This is a genomic window from Rhodococcus sp. 15-725-2-2b (assembly GCF_002259075.1).
GTDB lineage: Bacteria > Actinomycetota > Actinomycetes > Mycobacteriales > Mycobacteriaceae > Rhodococcoides.
Genome location: NZ_NPFL01000002.1, coordinates 221,666 through 246,896, shown reverse-complemented (window position 1 = coordinate 246,896; position 25,231 = coordinate 221,666). Strand labels below are relative to the sequence as shown.

The 25,231-nt window shown below is 65.9% G+C and carries 5 protein-coding genes; all 5 read left to right on the top strand.

Translation table 11 applies throughout. The annotated features are described in order from the left end of the window. Window positions 1–8 precede the first annotated feature (8 nt). The 5 genes from CH306_RS01080 (at window position 9) to CH306_RS01060 (ending at window position 25,199) form a co-directional block, all read left to right on the top strand. Window positions 9–668: a response regulator transcription factor gene (locus tag CH306_RS01080; protein WP_094645392.1), complete on the top strand. Its 660-nt coding sequence runs from the start codon at window positions 9–11 to the stop codon at window positions 666–668. A gap of 72 nt (window positions 669–740) precedes the next feature. Beyond that, a complete protein-coding gene (locus CH306_RS01075) occupies window positions 741–2,240 on the top strand; it encodes an SLC13 family permease (protein ID WP_094645391.1) in 1,500 nt (499 codons plus the stop codon). Window positions 2,241–2,270: 30 nt separating this feature from the next. Next, window positions 2,271–3,464: a glycerate kinase family protein gene (locus tag CH306_RS01070; RefSeq protein WP_094645390.1), complete on the top strand. Its 1,194-nt coding sequence runs from the start codon at window positions 2,271–2,273 to the stop codon at window positions 3,462–3,464. Between the two features lie 155 nt (window positions 3,465–3,619). Next, window positions 3,620–4,045, top strand: coding sequence for a PPOX class F420-dependent oxidoreductase (locus tag CH306_RS01065; RefSeq protein ID WP_094645389.1), 426 nt, complete (start codon window positions 3,620–3,622; stop codon window positions 4,043–4,045). 283 nt (window positions 4,046–4,328) lie between these two features. Beyond that, window positions 4,329–25,199, top strand: coding sequence for a non-ribosomal peptide synthase/polyketide synthase (locus CH306_RS01060; protein WP_256980998.1), 20,871 nt, complete (start codon window positions 4,329–4,331; stop codon window positions 25,197–25,199). Window positions 25,200–25,231: the final 32 nt, after the last annotated feature.

Below are 25,231 nucleotides of genomic sequence, written 5' to 3'. Positions count from 1 at the left end.
GAGCGACGATGAGCCGAATACTGATCGCCGAGGACAACGAGCGCATCTCGTCCTTCGTCGAAAAGGGATTGAAGGCCAACGGCTTCACCACCACCACTGTTGCCGACGGCATCAATGCGATCGACTGTGCGTCGACCGGAGACTTCGACCTCGTCGTGCTGGATCTGGGCCTGCCGGGCAAAGACGGGTTCGAGGTGATCGCATCACTGCGCGGCGCCGGTGTCGGAGTTCCCGTGATCATCCTGACGGCCCGTGATTCGGTGCACGACACCGTGACCGGCCTCGAAGGCGGAGCGGACGACTACATGACCAAGCCGTTCCGATTCGAGGAGCTACTCGCACGTATTCGATTGCGTCTGCGTGGCGGTGACCGAGAGCCCTCGGTCTCCGTTCTGCAATCGGGCTCTCTGGCAGTGGACCTGTTCACCAGACGTGCCGTGGTGAACGATGCGGTGGTGTCGTTGACCTCACGCGAGTTCGTTCTGCTCGAGATGTTTCTCCGTCACCCGCGGCAGGTCCTCTCGCGTGAGCAGATCCTCAGTCACGTATGGGGATACGACTTCGACCCCGGTTCCAACGTCGTCGATGTCTACGTTCGTATGCTGCGCAAGAAGATCGGTTCCGGCCGAATCGAGACGGTGCGCGGGATGGGGTATCGACTGGCCTGAGCGGATCGCTCATGAAAGAACGCTCATCGACTGTTCATCGACGTTTCATCGGTCGGCCCGAGACTGGTTCACATGAACACGGTCAGCTTCAGAACGCAGCCACCTCCGGTCCCGGAACCCTTGCAGTCGTGGCGCTTTCGCGACCTGGTGACCCGCAGGGTGCTTCAGGTCGTCTCGAGTTCGGTTGCGCTGCTGGTGCTCCTGGCCGTACTCGCAGGCGCGGCGGACGGATTACCCGCCGCGGGACGCACCACGCTCGTGGTGTTCACTGCAGCTGTCGCACTCTGGGTGTTCACGAAGATCGACGACACCTACGTCGCCCTCGGTGCCGCACTGGCTCTGGTACTGACCGGTGTGGTGAGCACCGACGGACTGTTCGACACCCTCGGCGAGGAGACCATCTGGCTTCTCATCGCGGCGTTCATCATTGCCGCTGGAGTTCGCGAGTCCGGTTTGGCAACGCGCGCAGCAGTGTTCATCGTCAGCGGCGCGGGCACCGTACGCCAGCTGGCGCACCTGGTGACGGCCGCACTGATCGTGACCGCCTTCGCGATCCCCGCCACCTCAGGTCGTGCGGCACTTGCGCTGCCCGTATTTCTGGCGCTGGCGCAGGCGCTAACCGAGCGCAAGCGAGTGGTGCGGGCGTTGGCAATCCTGTTTCCTACCGTCATCCTGCTGTCCGCCGTGGCGACCCTCATCGGCGCTGGGGCACATCTGATCACCAGCCAGGTGCTCGAGAGCGCCACGGGCACCGGCATCAGCTTCACCGCGTGGTTGTTGCTCGGTGTTCCGCTGGCCGTGGTCAGCAGCCACTGCGCAGCGGAACTCGTGCTGCTGCTGTTCACCGATCGTGAGGATCGTCGAATCCCACTGGCGGTCGACGTGTCCGATCTGGCGTCGCGGCTGCCTACCCCGGTGACGGGACCGCTGACCATCGCAGAGAACCGGGCCGCGACCCTGCTGGCCGTCGTCATGGTGCTGTGGTGCTCCGAACCGTTGCACGGCGTGCACCCTGCCGTCATCGCTCTGCTGGGTGCGTTGATCTCCACGTCACCGCGCTTCGGTACGACCGAGTTCGGGAAGGCTCTCGCTACTGTGCCGTGGTCGCTGCTGCTGTTCATGGCGGCGACGCTGGCCCTGGGGACCGCGTTGACGACGTCCGGTGCGGCAAGGTGGCTCTCGGACGGGTTGTTCACGGTGGTCCCGATCGGGTCGGCACCGCCCTGGGTGTTCATCGCGGTGGTGATCGTCGTCTCGGTTGCCTCGCACCTTCTGATTCAATCTCGCTCGGCGCGTTCGTCCGTCCTCGTTCCGCTGGTCGTGACCACGGCTCTGGCGCTCGGAGTCGATCCCGTGGCCGCGGCATTCGCCTCGACGGCAGCAGCGGGTTTCTGTCACACCATGCCGTCGTCGGCGAAGCCGGTGGCAATCTTTGCCAAAGCCGAAGGTGTGGAGACGTATTCACCGAAGGACTTGCTACGCCTGTCCGCCTTTCTCGCGCCGCTGACCGCAGCGACCGTGCTGTTCTTCGCCGTGGCCGTGTGGCCCCTGCTCGGCACCCCCATCACCTGATCTCCCACTCTCGACAAGGAACCGATCACCATGCCGTCTTCCACTCCACTTCGTTTCGTCGTCGCCCCGTCCGGGTTCAAGGAATCTCTCGGTGCCGACGAGGTCGCGTCGGCTATTGCCGCTGGTATTCGCCGGGTGGTGCCCGGGGCCATCGTCAACTCGGTCCCCCTGGTCGACGGGGGTGAGGGGTCCGCTCGCGCCCTTGCCGGTGCCACCCTGGGCAAGGTGATCGACACCGTCGTGACAGGGCCGGTGGGCAAGCCGGTCGATTCCCATTTCGCTCTTCTGGGAACGGACGGGCCGGTCACAGCGGTCGTGGAGATGGCGGCAGCGGCCGGTCTGTCGCTGGTTCCGCGAGACATGCGCGACCCGACGGTGACCACGAGTCGCGGAGTCGGTGAGCTCATCCGCACCGCCCTCGACTACGGTGCCGAACGAATCCTGTTGGGCTGCGGCGACTCCGGCACCTCGGACGGCGGTGCGGGGCTCCTACAGGCGCTCGGAGTGCGACTCCTCGATGCCGACGGCCTCGAATTGGGCGACGGCGGAGGCGAGTTGACTCGGCTCGACCACATCGATGTATCCGGCCTCGATTCACGGCTGACTCCGGGAAGCGGTGTGGAGATCAGGGTCGCATGCAACCCACACAACATTCTCTGTGGGCCCGGCGGGGTCGCACGGGTCTTCGCACCGCAGAAGGGGGCCAGCTCGACGCAAGTGGAGATCCTGTCGGCTGCGATGGACCGCTGGGCCGAGGTGTTGGAGCGTGACGTGTCGACGCGACCGGCCGGTCTGAACCTCCGCACCGGGCCCGGTACCGGTGCGTCCGGCGGGATGGGGGCAGGCGTGGCAGCGGTCCTGCGGGCCGAGCTGCTACCGCGCTTCGAGGTGATGCTCGATCACGTCGACCTCGACAGTCTCATCGCGACAGCCGACCTGGTGTTGACCGCCGAGGGGGCCATCGACAAGCAGACGCCGAAGGGGAAGATCCCGACGGAGGTCGCCCGCCGAGCCAAGCTTCACGGCAAACCTGTGGTGGCACTCGCGGGAACCATCGGTCTCGACGCCCGCGCCAACTACGACTCGGGTATCGACGCCTTCGCCGGCATCCTGCCCTCTCCGGTCGAGTTGGTCGAGGCGCTCGAACGGGGTGCCGAGTTCCTGACCGACGCCACGGAGCGAGCGATGAGATTGATTCTGGTCGGAGCGACCCTGGGCCACTGAGTCGGCACCGGTCGAGCGGAATCGACCGCGCGCATCGTCCGTACGACGCACGAGAGCTGGTCGGGGATGTCCGAGCAGTGCGAATCGGCCCCGCAGACCTGCGGAAGTGTCCGAGATCGCCGCTTCTGTCGGACCACCCGCGTAGCGTGACAGCGATGACGTCGATCACCGATCCGCGCGTACGCGAGTTTCTGTCCGCGGGTACCCGCACCGGAAAGCTCGGGTACCTCGCCTCCGACGGGAGGCCACTGGTGGCACCCATCTGGTTCGTCGTCGAGGGCGACGCGATCGTGTTCAACACCGGGGGAGACACGGCCAAGGGAAAATCGATCCGCCGTGATCCCCGCGTCGTCCTCACCGTCGATCTCGAGGAGCCGCCGTACGGATTCGTCCAGGTGCAGGGCATTGCGTCGGTCGACGAGGACCCGGCGGAGTTGGTCCGCACAGCGACCGAGATCGCGGCCAGGTATATGGGCCGCGAGCGAGCCGAGGAGTTCGGCATCCGCAACGGCGTACCGGGCGAATTGATCGTTCGGATCACGCCGACCAAGGTAATCGCCGCTTTCGACATGACGGGATGACGACCGACGGGATCCGCGCTGTCGGGCCTGTAGATTGACCGGGTGCCGAATGGAGTCGGAGTGTGTCGGGCGACTCCGAATCGGGTACCGACTTGTAACGACCCGGTGCATACACACGGATATGTACTGAAAGGTAACTTCGACTTGTTTCCGGTGAGAAAATAAGGAACGACGTAGGCAATTTGCTCGATGTGTTCGGTGCCCACCGATCGCTGCCGATTCGGCAGCCGGTGGGGGCGCATGTGATTGTGGGAAAGAGAGGATTCGATTGGACCCGCTAGGTGTGGAAGGTGCTGGACGCGACGACGGAGTCGGCGGTCCTGAGCATTCGTCGTTCCCACTGTCACCGGCCCAATTGGGAATGTGGTTCGCGCAGCATGTGGACCCCTCGGTACCCGCGAACATCGCCCAGTACATCGAGCTGCACGGCGACCTCGATGTGGATCTGCTTCGTCGAGCGTCCTCGCAGGCAGCACTCGAGCTGCAGTCCGGATTCGTGCGCATCGTCGAGATCGACGCCGAGCCCCGGCAGGTCGTCGATCCCACCCTCGACGACTCTCTGAACTACCTCGACCTGCGCGGCGAGGCCGATCCGCGGGCAGCGGCCCTGGCCTGGATGCACGGCGACTACAGCGCGCCCATCGACATTCTCCGCGACCGACTGATCGCCGCGACCGTCCTGCGCCTCGAGGACGACGTCTGGTTCTGGTACGAGCGCGTGCATCACGTTGTGCTCGACGGATTCGGTGCCGTCACGTTCATGAACCGCGCGGCCGAGCTCTACACCGCGGCGGTCGAGGGCACCGAACCGAGCAAGAATCTCGCATCGGACCTGACCAAGGTCTACGACATCGACGTGGCCTACCGTGACTCGAGCCGCTTCGAGGCCGACCGTGAGTACTGGGCTTCGCGGATCGACGGTATCGACGGAGTCACCACTCTCGCCGGTCACACCGCTGCCCCTGCGGCGACGAGCCAGATCGACAGCACAGCTCTGTCCGCCGAGACGATGGAAAGACTCGAAGCCCTGCGTGTCGAGACCGACACGACGATGGCGACCATCGTCATCGCCGGCTTCGCCGCCTACCTCGCGCAGATGACCGGACGTGAGGACGTCGTGCTCTCGCTCCCGGTCACCGCGCGCACCACGGCAGTGTTGCGCCGCTCCGGCGGCATGGTCTCCAACGTCGTTCCTCTACGTCTCGACGTCTCGGGTGACACCACCGTCGAGACGCTGCTCGCGCGCGTCAACGCCGAGGTCTCCGGGGCGCTGCGTCACCAGCGCTACCGGCACGAGGACATTCGGCGTGATGCCGGAGCGGTCAGCGGCCAGGCCTCGTTCTTCGGCCCGTGGGTCAACATCATGCTGTTCTTCGGCGAGGTGCGCCTCGGTTCGATGGTCGGCGGCATCAACATTCTCTCGACCGGCCTCATCGAGGATTTCGGGCTCAACCTCTACACCAGTGTTGCCGGGTCGACCACCCACATCGACTTCGAGTCCAATCCCAATCTGTACGGACCCGAGCAGTCCGGTCGGAACCACGAGAGGTTCGTCGATTTCTTCGCCCGGTTCGTGGCATCGGGGCCGAAGGACGCGGTGTGGGATCTGGCCCTGACCGAAGGTGTCGAACGCGAACTCGTCGTGGCGGAGTGGAATGCCACCGAGCACCCGACCGAACCACGCACGTTGCTGTCCGCCTTCGAGGCCGCCGCGGCCGCGCACCCCGACGCGACGGCCCTGGTGTACGAGGGGGAAGCGCTCACCTACGGCGCACTCTCGGCGCGGGTGAACGGTCTGGCTCGCCACCTGATCGACATGGGGGTAGGCCCCGAGACTCTCGTCGGACTCTCGATCCGCCGTTCGTTCGACCTCGTCGTCGGCATGTACGCGATCGTGGCGGCCGGCGGTGCCTGGGTGCCCATCGACCCCGACCACCCTGCCGATCGCACCGCGTACATTCTGGACTCCGCGCAGCCGCGCTGCGTGCTGATCTCCTCTCGCGACGACGTTGCGCTGCCCGAGGGAACCGAGACGGTTGCGGTCGACCTCGTCGACTGCATGTCCAGGTCCGCGGAGCCGGTTCGGGATGTCGAACGTATTGCGCCACTGCGACTTTCGAACACCGCATACGTGATCTACACCTCCGGTTCGACCGGACGTCCGAAGGGTGTCGCGGTCGAACACGCGGCGATCCACAATCAGATGGAATGGATGCTCTCGGAGTATCCGATGGACGCCTCCGACGTCTACCTGCAGAAGACGGCCACCACCTTCGACGTCTCGCTCTGGGGTTTCTTCCTGCCGCTGCGGGTCGGCGCGACGATGGTGCTCGCCACTCCCGACGGCCATCGAGACTCGGTCTACGTGGCCGACAAGATCGCCGAACATCGAGTCACCGTCACCGATTTCGTGCCGTCGATGCTGACGGTGTTCGTGGCCAACGCGCCCGCGGGCACCTGCAGTTCGCTGCGCCACGTGTTCGTCATCGGCGAGGCACTGCCGGTCGAGACCGCGGCGGCGTTCCGCTCGATGTGTCGAGCCGGTCTGCACAATCTCTACGGCCCCACCGAAGCCGCCGTCTCGGTCACCTATCACCCCAGCGGCCCGCAGGACACCCGCACCGTTCCGATCGGTGTGCCCGAGTGGAACACGAAAGCCTTCGTTCTCGACGGTCGCCTGCGACCCACCCCGATCGGCGAATCGGGAGAGCTGTACCTCGCCGGGGTCCAGTTGGCGCGCGGCTACGTGGGCAGGCCCGATCTGAGCTCGGATCGTTTCGTCGCCAACCCTTTCGGCACCGGCGGCGACCGGATGTACCGCACCGGCGACCTCGTGCGCTGGCGCAGCGACGGCGTGCTGGACTACATCGGCCGGACGGATTTCCAGGTCAAGTTCCGCGGACAACGCATCGAGCTCGGTGAGATCGAAACGGTTCTGCTCGCCCACGAATCCATCTCGCAGGCAGTGGTGTTGGTGGTCCAGACGGTCACCGGTGATCAGTTGGTGGCGTACGTCGTCGCGACCCCGGGACGATCCATCGAATCCGCCGCGGCGATCGAGTTCGCCGGTCACTCCCTACCGTCGTACATGGTGCCTGCAGCGGTCGTCGTACTCGACGCCCTGCCGCTGAACACCAGCGGCAAGCTCGACCGAAAAGCGTTGCCGGAACCGATGTTCAGCAGTGCGAAGAAGTACCGGGCCCCGCAGAGTCGGGCGGAGTACGTCGTCGCCGGTATCTACGAGGATCTGCTCGGGGCCTCGAAGGTCGGTCTGGACGAGGACTTCTTCGAGCTCGGCGGCAACTCTCTGATCGCCACGCAGTTGGTGACCCGAGTGGGCAGCGCTCTCGGAGTTCGCCTCGGCGTTCGTGAGCTGTTCGAGGCTCCCACCGTCGGGGCACTCGCAGCCAGGGCCGAATCGGCGGCTCGGCTCGGGGCGGACACCCCGGTGCTGGAGTCGCGGGAACGGCCCGAGCGTATCCCGCTCTCACCTGCGCAACAGCGCATGTGGTTCCTCAACCGCTTCGACCCCACCACAGCGGTGTACAACCTGCCGTTCTCCGTGCGTCTGACCGGGCCGCTCGACGTGGTGGCACTTTCGGCCGCATTCGCCGACGTCGTCGACCGGCACGAGACGCTGCGTACCGTCTACCCCGAGGTGGACGGCTCTCCCGAACAGGTCGTACTCACGGCGGCGCGGACCCCGGCGACGATTCTGCCGGTCCGTGTCGAACGCGACGAACTGGGCGGTCGCCTGCACGAACTGGTGGGCAAGGGATTCGACGTCACGGTCGATACACCGTTCCGCATCGCACTGTTCGAGATCTCACCGACCGAGCACGAACTCGCGATGGTGTTGCACCACATCGCCGCCGACGGGGCGTCGTTCGGTCCGCTGGCGCGGGATGTGCTGGTGGCGTACTCGAGCCGGATCAAGGGACGCGCCCCCGAGTGGACGCCTCTCGAGGTCCAGTACGCCGACTACGCATTGTGGCAACGTGCGGTACTCGGTCCCGAGACCGATCCGCTGTCGCTGGCGTCGCGCGAAATCGCTTACTGGAGAGCGACTCTCGAGGATCTACCCGATCAGCTGACTTTGCCGTCGAGCAGGCCGCGCCCCGCAGTGTCCTCGAACGCGGGCAGCAAGCTCCGGGTGGACGTTCCGGCTCGTCTGCACGCCTCGCTGGCGAGCCTGGCCCGTGCCAACAACGCCTCGCTGTTCATGGTCATGCAGTCCGCGTACGCGCTGCTGCTCGCCCGGCTCAGCGGCACCACCGACATCGCCATCGGTGCTCCCGTGGCCGGTCGAGGAGAACCCGCGCTCGACGACCTGGTCGGCATGTTCGTCAACACCCTCGTACTGCGCACCGAAGTCGATCCGGCGCTGACGTTCGAGGAACTCCTCTCGCGCGTTCGTGACACGGACCTGTCCGCCTTCGCGCACGCAGACGTGCCGTTCGAACGCCTCGTCGAGGTGCTGAACCCGGTGCGTTCGACGTCCCGGCACCCGCTGTTCCAGGTCGCGATCTCGCTGGAATCGGCAATGTCTCGCGAACTCACCGTCGGTGGCCTGCGCGCCGAAGCCGCCGAATTCGATGTACCCATCGCCAAATTCGACGTACAGCTGTGGCTGACCGAACATCTCGACGACGGCGCACCCGCAGGTATCGACGCGGTGTTCGAGTACGCAACGGATCTGTTCGACGCAGATCTCGTCGAGAGTTTCGCGCGTCGCTTCCTGGCCATTCTGGATGCGGTCACCACGGACGCCACCGTGCCGGTCGGCGACGTCACGATCGTCGATGCCGCGGAGCACCGGTCCGTGCTCTCGCAGTGGAACGCCTCTGGAGACGACGTCTCTCGCGAACTCACGCTGGTGGATCTGCTCGACGCTGCTGCCGCGGCGCACCCCGACGCCGTCGCAGTTCGCTTCGACGGCTCGTCGATGACCTACGCCGAGTTCGACGCTCACACCAATCGCCTTGCCCGCGTTCTGATCTCCCACGGTGTCGGCCCGGAAAGCCTGGTCGCCGTCGCCCTCCCGCGCTCGGCGGAACTCGTCGTCGCGCTCGTCGCGGTGATCAAAGCCGGCGGTGGATACCTGCCCGTCGACCCCAGCTACCCACTCGACCGAGTCGAATACATGCTCGACGACGCGCGGCCGACAACCGTTCTGCTGTCCGGCTCGGACCGAGTGGAACTTCCGTCCGACGTCGAAATTCGCACCGGCGCAGCACTGCTCGACATCGACACCGTCGATCTGTCGTCGGTGTCCGGCGATCCCGTCACCGACGGTGACCGGACGAGTCCGCTGCGGCCCGAGAACGTCGCCTACGTCATCTACACCTCGGGTTCGACGGGCAAGCCCAAGGGCGTGATGATTCCGCATCGCAACGTCGTTCGGCTGCTCGACAACACCGAGTCGGTCTACGGCTTCGGCGCCGACGACGTGTGGACGATGTTCCACTCGTACGCCTTCGACTTCTCGGTGTGGGAGCTGTGGGGCCCGTTGCTCTACGGCGGCACGTTGGTCGTCGTCGACTACTTCACCTCGCGATCGCCGGAGGCATTCCACCGGCTGCTCGTCGACGAGCAGGTCACGGTGCTCAACCAGACACCCTCGGCGTTCTATCAACTCTCCGAGGCCGATCGCACCACGGCAACCGAGCACGGCGAACTGTCGCTGCGCTACGTGATCTTCGGTGGTGAAGCCCTCGAACAACGACGGTTGACCGGGTGGTTCGAGCGGCACGGTCACCGTGCGCCCCAGCTCGTCAACATGTACGGCATCACCGAGACGACCGTGCACGTGTCCTACCGAGCGCTCGACGCCGCGTCCGTCGAGAGCAGTGCGTCGGTGGTCGGCAAGCCGATCGCCGGACTGCGGGTGTTCGTGCTGGACACCCGCCTGCATCCGGTTCCGGTCGGGGTTCCCGGCGAAATGTACGTTGCCGGTGGACAATTGGCCCGTGGTTATCTCGGTCGCCGAGAACTGACATCGGTTCGCTTCGTGGCGAACCCGTTCGCGTCGGGAGCCGACGAGGGGTCGCTGCTGTACCGGACCGGTGACCTCGCACAGTGGAACGCTGCAGGCGAGCTCGAGTACCTCGGTCGTTCGGACGATCAGGTCAAGGTCCGGGGATTCCGCATCGAGCTGGGCGAGGTGGAGGCAGCGGTGACCGCGCAGCCGACCGTCACCCAGGCCGCCGTGATCGTTCGTGAGGACTCTCCCGGTGCAGCTCGGCTCGTCGCCTACGTGGTGTCCGCTGCGGTCGACGGTCGGCCGATCGTCGATATCGAGGACATCAGAACCGGTATCGCAGAGATGCTTCCGGAGTACATGGTGCCGTCGGCCTTCGTGGTGCTCGACGCGATCCCGCTGACCGTCAACGGCAAGCTCGATCGCCGGGCACTGCCGGCTCCGGTGTTCGAGGTGCGCGAGTTCCGTGCTCCGACGACACCGATCGAGGAGATCGTCGCCGACGTCTTCGCCGACGTCCTCGGAGTCGAGCGTGTGGGTCTGGACGACGACTTCTTCGAGCTCGGCGGTAATTCGCTGATCGCCACGCAGGTGGTCTCGCGTCTGGGAGTTGCTCTCGATGCCACCGTGCCGGTGCGCATGCTGTTCGAGGCATCGACCGTGGCGTTGCTTGCAGTGCGGGTGGAGCAGGCCGCAGGAGAAGGTGGCCGCATCGCGCTCGTCGCGACCGTGCGGCCCGAGCGAATCCCGCTCTCGCTCGCGCAGCAGCGGATGTGGTTCCTCAATCGATTCGACGCCGACTCCACCGCGTACAACATTCCGTTCGCACTGAGACTGACCGGCGAACTCGATGTCGCGGCGCTGCAGGTGGCGATCATGGACGTGATCGACCGGCACGAGTCGCTGCGCACCGTCTACCCGGACACCGCAGCGGGCCCGCAGCAGTCCATCCTCGACGCCGCTCAGACGGTGCCGAACCTGATGCCCGTTCCTACGTCCGCGGCCGATATCCAGCGGCAGGTCTTCTCGCTGGCATCGACGACGTTCGACGTGACGGTCAACGTTCCCATTCAGGCACGCCTGTTCGAGATCGGTCCTCGCGAACACGTCATCGCCATGGTGGTGCACCACATCTCGGCCGACGGCTGGTCGATGGGTCCGCTGGCGCGCGACCTCATGATCGCGTACGCCTCGCGCACCGCGTGGGAGAACCCGGCGTGGATGCCGCTGGAGGTGCAGTACGCCGACTACAGCCTGTGGCAACGTTCGGTACTCGGCTCCGAGGACGATCCGCAATCACTGATCTCCGGTCAGGTCGATTACTGGGCCGACATGCTGGCCGGTCTGCCCGACCAGCTCGATCTCCCGACCGATCGGCCGCGCCCGAATCGCCAGTCCTACCAGGGATCGTCGATCCGATTCGACGTACCGGCCGAGGTCCATCGGGGACTGTCCTCGCTGGCCCACACGCACAACGCCTCGCTGTTCATGGTCGTGCACGCTGCTCTCGCGGTGCTGCTCGCGCGTCTGTCCGGTACCGAGGACATCGCGATCGGTACCCCGGTCGCAGGCCGTGGCGACGCAGCCCTCGACGACGTGGTCGGCATGTTCGTCAACACCCTCGTGTTGCGCACCGACATCGAGTCGGGTCGGACGTTCTCGGAGCAGATCGGGCGCGCCCGCGAAGTGGCGCTCGGCGCGTTCGGACATGCCGATCTGCCGTTCGAGCGTTTGGTCGAGGTGCTCAATCCGTCCCGATCGCAGGCGCGGCACCCCCTGTTCCAGGTGATGCTCTCGTTCGAGAACCTCACCCGCACGCACGTGGACCTACCGGGTCTGTCGGTGGACAGCGTCGCTCTCGATGCCGAGGTGGCGAAGTTCGACCTGCAGTTGACCGTCACCGAGTCCATCGGAGTGGACGGTCGCGGGCAGGGCATGGCCGCCGAGTTGACCTACGCGACCGACCTGTTCGACGCCGCGACGGTGAGAGGGTTCTCCGAACGTTTCGTGCGGATACTCGGTGCCGTGGTGGCAGATCCCTCGCTGTCGGTGGGAGACATCGACCTTCTCGACGACGGCGAGCGCGACCGAGTCGTGACAGCGTGGAACCGCACCGAACACGAGGTACCGGACCAGGTGACGCTGGTCGACCTGTTCGATCGTCAGGTGGCCGTGACTCCGGATGCGCAGGCGTTGGTGTTCGAGGGTGAGCGGTTGACGTATGCGGAGTTCGCGGGGCGTGCGAATCGTCTTGCGCGACTTCTGGTGTCGGTGGGGGTTGGTCCTGATTCGCTGGTGGGGCTCGCGATCGGGCGGAGTCTGGACCTGTTCGTGGGTATGTATGCGATCGTGAAGGCCGGTGCGGGGTACGTGCCGATCGATCCGTCGCAGCCGGCGGATCGTAACGAGTACATCGTGGCGACGGCGGCTCCGGTTCGGGTGTTGTCGACGACGCGTGATCATGTGGAGTTCGCGGGGGTCGAGACGGTCGATATCGACACTGTCGATGTGTCGGGTCTGTCGCCGTTGCCGTTGTCCGATGCCGAGCGCACGGCTCCGTTGCGGGCGTCGAATCTCGCGTATGTGATCTTCACGTCGGGTTCGACGGGTCGTCCGAAGGGTGTGGGGGTTTCGCACGAGGCGATCGTGAATCGGTTGTTGTGGATGCAGCACGAGTACGGGTTGAGCGCCGGGGATGTGGTGTTGCAGAAGACTCCGTCGACGTTCGATGTGTCGGTGTGGGAGTTCTTCTGGGCGTTGCAGAACGGTGCGTCGGTGGCCATCGCTGTTCCGGATGGTCATCGGGATGCGTTGTATCTGCTCGATGTGATTGCTCGTGAGCATGTGTCGGTGGTGCACTTCGTGCCGTCGATGATGTCGGTGTTCGTACCCGAGGTGGAGCGACGCCGAGCGTCGGGTGCCTCGCTGCGGTTGGTGTTCGCATCCGGTGAGGCATTGGCTCCCACCACGGCCCGCGCGCTACGGCGGGCAATCGCGGGAGTGGAGCTGCACAACCTGTACGGCCCGACCGAGGCTGCGGTCGACGTGACCTATCACGCTGTTACGGACGAGGATTCGGAGGTGATGCCCATCGGAGCACCGGTGTGGAACACCTCTGTCTACGTGCTCGATTCGCGACTGAATCCCACTCCCGTCGGTGTCGCAGGTGAGCTCTATCTCGCGGGTACTCAGCTGGCACGTGGCTATGTGGGACGCTCGGACCTGACCGCGGACCGCTTCGTGGCACATCCGTTCGCTACCGGCGGGCGGCGCCTCTATCGCACCGGCGACGTCGTGCGGTGGAACCGCAACGGCGAGCTGGAATACGTGGGACGGTCGGACTTCCAGGTGAAGCTGCGCGGCCTGCGCATCGAACTCGGCGAGATCGAATCGGCATTGCTGGCACAACGCTCGATCTCCCAGGCGGTCGTCGTGGTCCGCCACGAGCAACTCGTCGGGTACGTCGTACCGGCCGGTGCCTCGGTGGAGACCGGTGCCGTTCTCGGCGCGCTGCGGTCTCGGCTCGCGGAGTACATGGTGCCGTCGACGCTGATCGTGCTCGAGGAGTTTCCGCTCGGCGCGAGTGGAAAGCTCGACCGTAAGGCGCTGCCCGATCCCGCTTTCGAGGTGACCGAGTACCGGGAACCGACCAACGACATCGAACGCACCGTTGCCGAGGTCTTCGCCCAGGTCCTCGGAGTCGAGCGTGTCGGTCTCGACGACGACTTCTTCGAGCTCGGCGGAAACTCCCTCATCGCAACGCAACTGGTCTCGCGACTGGGCGTGGCCATGGACACCAGAATCGCGGTGCGAGAGCTGTTCGACACCTCCACGGTGGCCGATCTGGCCGCGCGGTTGGGCACACTGGTCGCCACGGGAAGCCGCCCGCCGTTGGTGCCTCAGCAACGGCCGCAACACATTCCGTTGTCGCTCGCGCAGCAGCGAATGTGGTTCCTCAACAAGTTCGACGTCGAATCCGCAGCCAACAACATTCCGATCGCCGTGCGACTGTCCGGTCTGCTGGACCGCCGCGCAATGCAGATTGCGGTCGCGGACGTCGTGGCCCGGCAGCAGTCCCTGCGCACGGTGTTCCCGGAGACCGACGGAACCGCACACCAGGTCATCGTCGACGCAGCCTCGGCCACGCCGGATCTGACGCCCATCGACATCGCCGCACACGAGGTCGCGGATGCGTTGCGAGAACTCGCGACCACCGGATTCGACCTGTCGAAGGACCTGCCCTTCCGAACCAGACTCTTCGAGGTCAGCCCCACCGAGCACCTGTTGGTGTTCGTCGTCCACCACATCGCGGCCGACGGGTTCTCGCTGGGCCCGCTGACCCGAGACGTGATGAACGCGTACGCGGCTCGCTCGCTGAACCAGGAGCCCTTCTGGTCTCCGCTGCCGATCGACTACGCCGATTACAGCCTCTGGCAGCGCCAGGTACTCGGTTCCGAGGACGACCCGCAGTCTGTCGTCTCGCAACAGATCGACTACTGGACAACCGCTTTGGCCGGTCTGCCGGACCAGCTCGACGTGCCGTCCGACCGCCCGAGGCCCGTCGTGGCGTCGAACAGTGGTGCGCTCGTGCGCTTCTCCATCGACGAGGATCTGCACCGCGCACTGATCGATGCCGCCAGAGCAGAGAATGCCTCGCTGTTCATGGTGGTGCACACCTCCTTGGCCGTACTGCTGTCGCGGTTGTCCGGCGAAGCCGACATCGCGATCGGCACCCCGGTCGCCGGACGCGGTGAAGCTGCCCTCGACGACTTGATCGGCATGTTCGTCAACACGCTGGTGTTGCGCACCGAGATCGACACGGCGCGTCGATTCGACCAGGTACTCGCCGACACCCGCGAGACCGACCTGTCGGCTCTGGCCCACGTGGACGTACCGTTCGAGCGACTGGTCGAAATCCTCAACCCCGCCCGATCCACGGCTCGTCATCCCCTCGTGCAGGTGGTGCTCGCGTTCCAGAACCTGGGACAGAAGGATCTCGAACTGCCGGGACTGTCGGTCTCCGGTGTCGATTTCGAGACGCTGGTCGCACTGTTCGATCTGCAGTTCACGTTCGTCGAGTCGATCGGACCCAGCGGTGCTCCGCAGGGCATGACCGTCGACGTCACCTACGCCACCGATCTGTTCGACGAAGCCACGGTCGTCACGCTGGGCGATCGCCTGATCACAGTTCTCGAAGCCGTCGCGGGCAACCTCTCGACCGTGGTCGGCGACATCGAACTGCTCGAGCCCGTCGAACGCAGGCGTGTGCTGGTCGACTGGAACGACACCGAGCACGAGGTCGACCGAGCTCAGACGTTGGCCTCCCTCGGCGGACAGGTCGATTCGTCCTCCACCGCACTGGTTTTCGGAGACGACACGCTCACCTACGGCGAATTCCAGGAGCGGGTCGCCCGCCTGGCTCGGTACCTGATCGCCCACGGTGTCGGACCCGAGAGCGCGGTGGGCATCGCTGCCCGTCGCTCGGTGGAACTGCTCGTCGGAATTCATGCGATCATCGCCGCCGGTGGTGCGTACGTTCCGATCGATCCGGACCAGCCGGCCGAGCGGATCGCGCACATTCTCGGAACCGCGGCACCGGTCTGCGTGCTGACCACGTCGCGCGACGAGGTGGCGGCCGACGGCGTCGAGGTCATCGACATCGACACCCTCGATCTGTCGGGCTTCTCCGATGCGCCGATCACCGACGCGGACCGAATCAGTGCGCTGGCACCGTCGAACACCGCCTACGTCATCTTCACATCGGGTTCGACCGGCCAGCCCAAGGGTGTGGCCGTCACGCACGAGGCGATCGTCAACCGCCTGCTGTGGATGCAGTCGGAGTACGAGCTCGCCGCCGACGACGTCGTGCTGCAGAAGACCCCTGTCACGTTCGACGTGTCGGTATGGGAACTGTTCTGGCCGTTGCAGATCGGTGCCACACTGGTCATCGCGAAGCCCGAGGGCCATCGTGATCCGCAGTACCTGCTCGAGACGATCGAGGCGCAGTCGGTCACCACGGCACACTTCGTACCGTCGCTGCTCGAGGTCTTCGTCTCCGTCGTGGCCGCGGCACCGTCGCCTGCGGCCACCTCTCTGCGGACTCTGTTCGCGTCCGGGGAGGCGCTGCCCGCCGAGGTCGGCGACCGGCTCCGACGCGTCCTGCCGGGCGTGGCGCTGCACAACCTCTACGGTCCAACCGAGGCTGCGGTCGACGTCACCTATCACGCGGTGACGGAGGCGGACGTCGACCTCGTTCCGATCGGTGTGCCGGTGTGGAACACCAGAACGTATGTTCTCGACGCTCGACTGTCTCCGGTCGCTCCCGGGGTGGCGGGCGAGCTGTACCTCGCCGGGGTTCAGCTGGCGCGCGGCTATCTCGGACGGACGGACCTGACGGCCGATCGGTTCCTTCCCGACCCGTTCGGAGAACCGGGTACTCGCATGTACCGCACCGGTGACCTGGTGCGCTGGCGTGCAGTGTCCTCGGGTTCGGGACGGTTGGAGTACCTGGGCCGCACCGACTTCCAGGTCAAGCTGCGTGGACTGCGCATCGAACTCGGCGAGATCGAGACCGTGTTGCGCAGACACCCGTCCGTGGAATCCGCCGTCGTTCTGGTTCGGCAGACCGCTGCCGCGGGCGACCAGCTGGTCGCCTACGTGGTGCCCGCGGTCGGCGGGACCGTCGACGTCGCCGAGCTGGCCGACTTCGCGTCGCGCTCACTCGCGAGCTACATGGTTCCGGCCGCGACCGTCGTGCTCGACGCACTGCCGCTCACGCCCAACGGCAAGCTCGATCGTCGCGCGCTGCCGGAGCCGAACATTGAGCAGCGCCCATTCCGCGCGCCGTCCACCACATCGGAAATCGTTGTGGCAGAGGTGTTCCGCGATGTTCTCGGTATCGACGTCGTCGGTGCCGACGACGAGTTCTTCGCTCTCGGTGGCAACTCCCTCGTCGCCACGAGAGTCGCGTCGAGAATCGGCGCGGCACTCGACACCACCGTGACCGTTCGGACGATCTTCGAGGCCTCGACCGTGTCCGCACTGGCGGCCAAGCTCGACGAGCTCTCGGGTTCGGGCCGTCGAATTCCTCTGGTGCGCACCGATCTACCGGACCTGGTACCGCTCTCGCTCGCGCAGCGCCGGATGTGGTTCCTCAATCGGTTCGACCCCGAATCCGCGACGGAGAACCTCCCTGTCGCCATCGAGCTCGGCGGCGATCTCGACATTGCCGCTCTGCGCGCGGCAGTGGCCGACGTGGTCGAGCGACACGAGTCCCTGCGAACGGTCTACCCGGAGGTCGACGGCGTCGCCTCTCAGGTGATCGTTCCTGCGGAACAGGTGACGCCGGATCTGGTGCCGACTGCGACCACCACCGCCGAACTGCCGTCGGCCCTGGCGGCGCTGGCCATGGGCGGGTTCGACGTCACCGCTGCGCCGCCGTTGCGTGCGGCGTTGTTCGAGCTCGACTCGGACCGCCACGTTCTCGCGTTCGTCACCCACCACATCGCTGCGGACGGCTTCTCGATCGGTCCCATGACTCGGGATCTGATGGTTGCGTACGCAGCCCGTAGCGCGGGCACCGAGCCCGGTTGGACTCCACTCGCCGTCCGCTACGTCGACTACACCCTCTGGCAGCAGGCCGTCCTCGGTTCCGAGGACGATCCGACGTCACCGGTCTCGAACCAGATTCGGCACTGGACTCGTGCGCTGTCCGCGTTGCCGGACGAGGTCACCTTCCCCGGCGATCGTGTCCGCCCGGACCGGTCGTCGTACCGCGGCGGCAACATCACGCTCGCCCTCGACGCCGAGACGCACGGCCGCCTCGGCGACGTGGCCCGCGCCAACCAGAGCTCGCTGTTCATGGTGTTGCACTCCTCGCTCGCCGTGCTGCTGGCCCGACTGTCCGGTGAGACCGACATCGCGATCGGAACCCCGGTCGCAGGGCGCGGTGAGGCAGCCCTCGACGACGTCATCGGAATGTTCGTCAACACACTGGTGCTGCGGACCGACATCGATCACGGCGACGCGTTCACCGAGCTTCTGGCTCGGGCACGCGAGACGGACCTGTCGGCGTTCGCCCACGCCGAGGTGCCGTTCGAGCGGCTCGTCGAGGTACTCGACCCACCGCGGTCGGCTGCTCGTCACCCGCTCGTCCAGGTGATGCTCACCGTGCAGAACATGGAGCAGACCGAGCTCGAACTCCCCGGCCTGAGCGTGCGCGCAGTCGACCTCGACGTCGAGACGGCCAAGTTCGACGTTCAGTTCACCTTCACCGAGAACCACGTCGACGGCGGCATGACCATCGACGTCACCTTCGCCCGCGACCTGTACGACGACAGCACGGCACGTGCACTCGGTGAACGCCTGATCCGCGTCCTCGAGTCCGTCGCCGGCGATCCGGGTCAGCGAATCGGCGACCTCCCGGTGATGGACGAAGCCGAACGCGGCCGGGTGCTCGCGCTCGCCCAGGACGCGCCTGCCGTCGCCGATTCGCTCGACACGATCGTCGATCTGTTCGCCGCTCGGGTGGCCGAGGACCCCGACGCTCCGGCAGTGGTGTTCGAGGGTGCTCACAGAAGTTACCGAGAGATCGACGAGTCCTCGACTGCGTTGGCGAGAGTCCTCGCCGCTCAGGGAGTAGGGCCGGAGTCGTTGGTGGCCGTCGTGCTGCCGCGCACCGCCGATCTCGTCGTGGCACTGCTCGCGGTGCTCAAAGCCGGTGGTGCCTACGTCCCGATCGATCCGTCCTACCCGGCCGACCGGATCGAATTCGTGCTCACCGATTCTCGTCCGGTTGCCGTACTGACATGGACCGGTGTGGACGTCGCGCTTCCCGCAACGCTTCCCAGGATCGATATCGACACGGCCCCGGCCGAGGGCGACGGGGCGTCGGCCGATCCGGTTCCGGCGTCCGCGGCATCGACGGCGTACGTCATCTACACCTCGGGCTCGACGGGCAAGCCGAAGGGCGTTCTGATCCCGCATCGCAACGTCGTACGGTTGTTGGCGAACACGGCTCGGCACTTCGATTTCGGTCGACACGACGTGTGGACGCTGTTCCACTCGTTCGCGTTCGACTTCTCGGTGTGGGAACTGTGGGGCCCGCTGACCACCGGCGGTAGCGTCGTCGTGGTCGACTACTTCACCTCCCGGTCGCCGGAAGCATTGCGGGAGTTGCTCGTTCGTGAGCGTGTCACCGTTCTCAACCAGACTCCGTCCGCCTTCTACCAGCTCGATCAGGTCGATCGCACCGCTGGCTCGGCAGACGACTATTCGTTGCGGTACATCGTGTTCGGTGGTGAGGCGTTGGAACTGCGACGACTCACCGGTTGGTTCGAGCGTCACGGCGACGATTCCCCGCAACTGGTCAACATGTACGGCATCACCGAAACCACGGTGCACGTCTCGCACCGTGTCGTGGACGCGCGGTCCGCGGCGCAGGCATCGGGATCCCTTGTGGGACGCGCCATCTCCGGACTGTCGGTGTACGTACTGGATTCACGGCTGTCGCTGGTACCCGCAGGTGTACCGGGGGAGATGTACGTCTCCGGTGGTCAGGTCGCGCGCGGGTATCTCGGTCGCGCGGGATTGAGCGCGACGAGGTTCGTCGCCGATCCTTTCGCAGGCGACGGATCGGTGCTCTACCGCACCGGCGACGTGGCACGGTGGTCCACCGACGGCGAACTCGAGTTCGTCGGTCGCGCCGACGACCAGGTCAAGATCCGTGGTTTCCGCATCGAGCTGGGCGAGGTCGAATCCGCCGTCGCATCCGCTCCCGCCGTCGGGCAGGCAGCGGTGATCGTGCGCGAGGACACTCCCGGTGCCGCACGCCTGGTTGCGTACGTCGTGCCCGCGGCCGAGTCGACGATCGACATCGACGTCGTCAGGGCAGCGGTCGGGGAGAATCTTCCCGAGTACATGGTGCCCTCGGCGTTCGTGGTTCTCGACGCGATTCCCTTGACCGCCAACGGAAAACTGGACCGACGAGCCCTGCCCGAGCCGGCGGCGCGCACACGTGAGTTCCGGCCACCGACCACTCCGGTGGAGGGCATGGTCGCCGATGTCTTCGCCGACGTTCTCGGCATCGAACGGGTCGGTCTCGACGACGACTTCTTCGAGCTCGGCGGCAACTCGCTGGTCGCGACGCAGGTGGTGTCCAGGCTGGGTGCTGCAGCGCAGACGACCGTTCCCGTCCGCGCGCTGTTCGAGGCCCCGACGGTCGCTGCTCTGGCAGCGCGGGTCGAGCAGGGTTCGGGCGCAGCTGCGCGTCCGGCGCTGGTGGCATCGACGCGACCGAGCCGAGTGCCGCTCTCGCTCGCACAGCAGCGGATGTGGTTCCTCAACCGCTTCGACTCCGAGTCCACGGCGTACAACATCCCGTTCGCGCTTCGGCTCAGCGGACGCCTCGACGTCGACGCGTTGCAGCGTGCCGTCTCCGACGTGATCGAGCGTCACGAAACTCTGCGATCGGTGTACCCGGATTCACCCGAAGGCCCACACCAGGTGATCGTGCCGATGTCGGAGGTGCCGACCACACTCGAGGTGATCGACACCGACGCGGAGTCGGTGACCGCTCGGGTTCTGGAACTTCTGTCGGCGACCTTCGACGTCACGACCCGAGTTCCGCTGAAGACCGCGCTCTTCCGGGTCTCGGACACCGAGTTCGTACTCGGAATGGTCATCCACCACATCAGCGCCGACGGTCTGTCGGTGATGCCGTTGTCCACAGACGTCATGACCGCATATGCCGCTCGCACCCGTGGCTCCGATCCCGCGTGGGCGCCGCTGCCGGTGCAGTACGCCGATTACGCACTGTGGCAGCGCCAGGTCCTCGGATCCGAGGAGGACTCGGAATCTATTGCTGCGCAGCAGATTCGGTACTGGGAAGCTGCGCTGGCCGAGCTGCCCGAGCAGATCGAACTTCCGCTGGATCGTCCGCGTCCCGCCGAGCAGACCTTCCGGGGCGGCCGTATCGATTTCCGGATCGACGCAGCCGCGCACGCTCGACTGACCGAACTGGCACGTGCGCACAACGCGACGGTGTTCATGGCGGTGCACGCGGCGTTCGCCGTCCTGCTCTCGCGTATATCGGGATCGCCGGACATCGTCGTCGGAACCCCCATCGCGGGTCGCGGTGAAGCGGCCATCGAAAACCTCGTCGGCATGTTCGTCAACACGTTGGTGCTGCGGCTCGACGTCGAGGGGGGAGAGAGCTTCGAGGACCTTCTCGACGCGGCTCGAGAGACCGACCTGCAGGCGTTCGCCAACTCCGACATACCGTTCGAGCGGCTCGTCGAGGTGGTCAACCCCACCCGGTCGACGGCGCGTCACCCGCTGTTCCAGGTCGGCTTCTCGTTCCAGAACTTCGCTCGCCGAGAATTCGAGCTCGACGGACTGGACATCTCGGCACTGGACACCGAGACCGGGACGTCGCAGTTCGACCTGCACCTGATCGTCTCGGACGCCCCGCGCGAGGACGAGGTGTCGGGCGGCTTCGATGCCTTGTTGACGTACGCGACCGATCTGTTCGACGAGCGCACCGCTCGCTCGCTCGTCGCCCGGTTCGAGGCCGTTCTCGACGCCGTCGCGGCGTCCCCGTCGACGCCGGTCGGCGATCTCGATCTGTTCCTCGACGGTGAGCTGCCCGCCATCGTCGACGAGTGGAACGACACCGACCGCGACTTCGATTCCGCAGACGGCACCACGCTCGCCGATCTGTTCGTGGACTCGGCAGCGCGCAACGGTGACGCCGTTGCACTCGTGCACGAAGACGGGACGCTGACGTACGGTGAGTTCTCCGAACGGGTCTCGCGTCTGGCCCGCCACCTGATCGGCCTGGGCGTCGGACCCGAAGTGCCGGTGGGGCTTGCCATTCGGCGATCGGTGGATCTGCTCGTGGGCATGTACGCCATCTCCGTGGCCGGTGGTGCCTACGTCCCGATCGATCCGGATCAGCCGGCCGAGCGCAACGCGCTCGTGTTGGAGACCGCAGCTCCGCTGTGCGTGCTGACATCCGGTGCCGTCGGTCCGGAGATCTCCTCTGCAGCCACGGTCGTCGATCTGACACAGCTCGATCTCGCGAGCTTCTCGCCCGCGCCGGTGGATGCCTCGGAGCGCTCGGGTGTTCTTTCCGCCGACAACACCGCTTACGTCATCTTCACGTCCGGCTCCACCGGACGCCCCAAGGGCGTTGCGGTCTCGCACGGTGCCGTGGTCAACCAGTTGAACTGGTTGCGTGCGGAGTACGGCCTCGACGAGACCGATGCGGCGCTGCTCAAGACCGCAGCGACATTCGACCTGTCGGTGTGGGAGTTCTGGTCGCAGTTGACTTCGGGCGGACGACTCGTCGTCGCGAATCCGGAGGGGCATCGCGATCCCGATTACCTGCTCACGCTGGTCCGTCGACACTCGGTGACGACGTTGCATCTGGTCCCGTCGATGTTGTCGATGCTCGGCACCGTTGCCGCGGGCGAACTGTCACCCGATCTGCGACGCGTCCTGGCCATCGGTGAAGCACTACCCGCGGCGGTTGCGCAGGATTTCCGGCGGCACAACGGTTCTGCCGAGCTGCACAATCTCTACGGCCCGACCGAGGCAGCGGTGTCGGTGACCTCGCACCCGGTCACCGATGCCGACACCGTCGCCGTGCCGATCGGTGTGCCCGAGGCCAACACCGCCGTGTTCGTGCTGGACTCTCGCCTGCATCCGGTTCCGGCCGGGGTCACCGGAGAGCTCTACCTCGCGGGCACGCAACTCGCGCGGGGATACTTCGGGCGAGCAGACCTCACCGCGGAACGGTTCGTGGCCAATCCGTTCGACACGAACGGAACGCGGATGTATCGCACGGGCGATCTCGTGCGGTGGCGGGTTCCGCTCGTCGACGGCGAACCGGCAGCGGCCCGCCTCGAGTACATCGAGCGCGCCGACTTCCAGGTCAAGATCCGCGGATTCCGCATCGAACTCGGTGAGATCGAGGCAGCCCTGCGCGCTCAGGCAACGGTGGCCGACACCGCCGTCGTGGTGCACAGCGGCGAATCGATGGGGGACCAGCTGGTCGCCTACGTCGTCGGGCAGTCCGGGGCGATACTCGACGTGGCGAGTGTCGAAGCCGAACTCGCTCGCGCCGTGCCGTCGTACATGGTTCCGGCAGCGTTCGTCGTCCTCGATGCCCTGCCGCTCAACGCCAACGGCAAACTGGATCGACGGGCCCTTCCGGCACCGCAGTTCGAGGTTGCCGAGTTCCGGGCCCCGGTCACTCCGATCGAGGAGATCGTCGCGTCCACCGTGGCGGAACTGCTCGGCCTCGACCGCGCCGGACTCGACGACGACTTCTTCGCGCTCGGTGGAAACTCCTTGGTCGCAACACAATTGGTCTCGAGGTTGGGTCAGGCGCTCGACGCTCAGATTCCGGTGCGAGCAGTGTTCGCGGCGTCCACCGTCGCGGGCCTGGCCGCCCACATCGCTCCGCTCGTCGGTGGCGGTGCGCGCCGAGAACTGACCGTCCGAGAGCGACCCGATCTGCTTCCGCTCTCGATCGCTCAGGAAAGAATGTGGACGATCAACCGGATCGACCCCGGTTCCTCGGCCTACAACATCCCGGTCGCGGTCCGGTTGACCGGCGAGCTCGACATCGACTCCCTGCGCGGGGCATTCGACGACGTTCTCGGACGCCACGAGATTCTGCGCACGGCGTACCCCGACTCGGTGGACGGGCCGGTCCAGCAGATCGGTTCCGTCGCCGAGGTAGGAATCGAGCTGACGCCCAAGCAGGTGGAACCGGATGCGGTGATCTCCCGCCTGACCGAAACCCTCGGTGCCGGGTTCGACGTCACGAAGTCGGTTCCGGTGCGGGCTGCTCTGCTGCAGGTCGGCGTGAACGAACACGTACTGGCCGTGGTGGCTCACCACATCGCCGCCGACGGCTTCTCGATGGGTCCGCTGATCCGGGATGTCATGGTGGCCTACACCGCTCGGGTTGCGGGGGAGATGCCGGCATGGACGCCGCTACCGGTCCAGTACGCCGACTTCGCGCTGTGGCAGCGTGAGGTGCTCGGCAGCGAGAGCGATCCCGACAGTCCGCTCGCGAAGCAGCTCGCGTACTGGACGACCGAGTTGGCGGGAGCACCGGAACAGTTGGCGCTCCCGCTGGATCGACCACGGCCGCCTCGCCCGACGATGCAGGGTGCCTCGTACGATTTCTCGTTCGGCACCGACATCGCATCGGCGATCGAGAAGATCGCTCGCGAACACTCCGCGACGACGTTCATGGTGGTGCACAGCGCCTTCGCCGTGCTGCTCTCGAGGCTGAGCAACTCCTCCGACATCAGCATCGGCACACCCACTGCAGGTCGCGGCGAACAGCAACTCGACGAGCTCGTCGGCATGTTCGTCAACACGCTCGTGTTGCGCACTCGACTGAACCAGAGCGGTACGTTCGTCGAGCTGTTGCAGCAGGCCAAGGACAAGGATCTGGCGGCGTTCGGTCACGCTGACGTCCCCTTCGAGCGACTCGTCGACGCACTCGGCCGGGCGCGATCGAGTGCCTACACTCCGCTGTTCCAGGCGATGTTGACGTTCCAGAACCACGTGACCGGAACGTTCGAGCTGCCGGGTCTGCAGGTGCAGGCCTTGCCCGCGGGCGAGGACCAGGCCAAGTTCGATCTGCAGCTGACCGCCGTCGAACGATTCGACGACACCGGGGCACTGCGCGACATCGAGGCGACGTTCACCTACGCAACGGCGATCCTCGACGAGTCGTCGATCGCGACCTTCGCCGATCGGTTGCTGCGGATTCTGAACGCCGTCGTGTCGGATCCGGACGTGGTGCTGCGGTCGATCGACATCCTCTCCGACGAGGAGAAGGCGGAGTTCGCACCGCGAACCAAACCCAAGACGGTGGACGATCTGCCCGAACTGGTTGCCCGGGCAGCGACCGTCGCACCCGATGCGGTGGCCATCGAACACGAATCGACAACGGTCGATTTCGCTGCTCTGCACGCCAAACTGGCGCAGATGTCGGCAACGATGGGCTCTGCGATGAAGCCGCAGGCTCTGGTGACGGTCACGCTGTCGGCACTGATTCCGGGTATCTTGCCCGCCCTCGGTGCGGAGGGGCTGACCGCCGCTCTGGCATCGTTGATCGAACGGGCGGAGTCGGTGATCGCGTCGTCGTGACGAATGCCGAGTTCGCCGGTTGTGCACGTGGA

Excerpts from the sequence above, each read along its gene's own strand:
- CH306_RS01070 (WP_094645390.1), top strand. The coding sequence starts at position 2,271 with ATGCCGTCTTCCACTCCACTTCGTTTCGTCGTCGCCCCGTCCGGGTTC.
- CH306_RS01080 (WP_094645392.1), top strand. The coding sequence starts at position 9 with ATGAGCCGAATACTGATCGCCGAGGACAACGAGCGCATCTCGTCCTTC.
- CH306_RS01075 (WP_094645391.1), top strand. The coding sequence starts at position 741 with ATGAACACGGTCAGCTTCAGAACGCAGCCACCTCCGGTCCCGGAACCC.
- CH306_RS01065 (WP_094645389.1), top strand. The coding sequence starts at position 3,620 with ATGACGTCGATCACCGATCCGCGCGTACGCGAGTTTCTGTCCGCGGGT.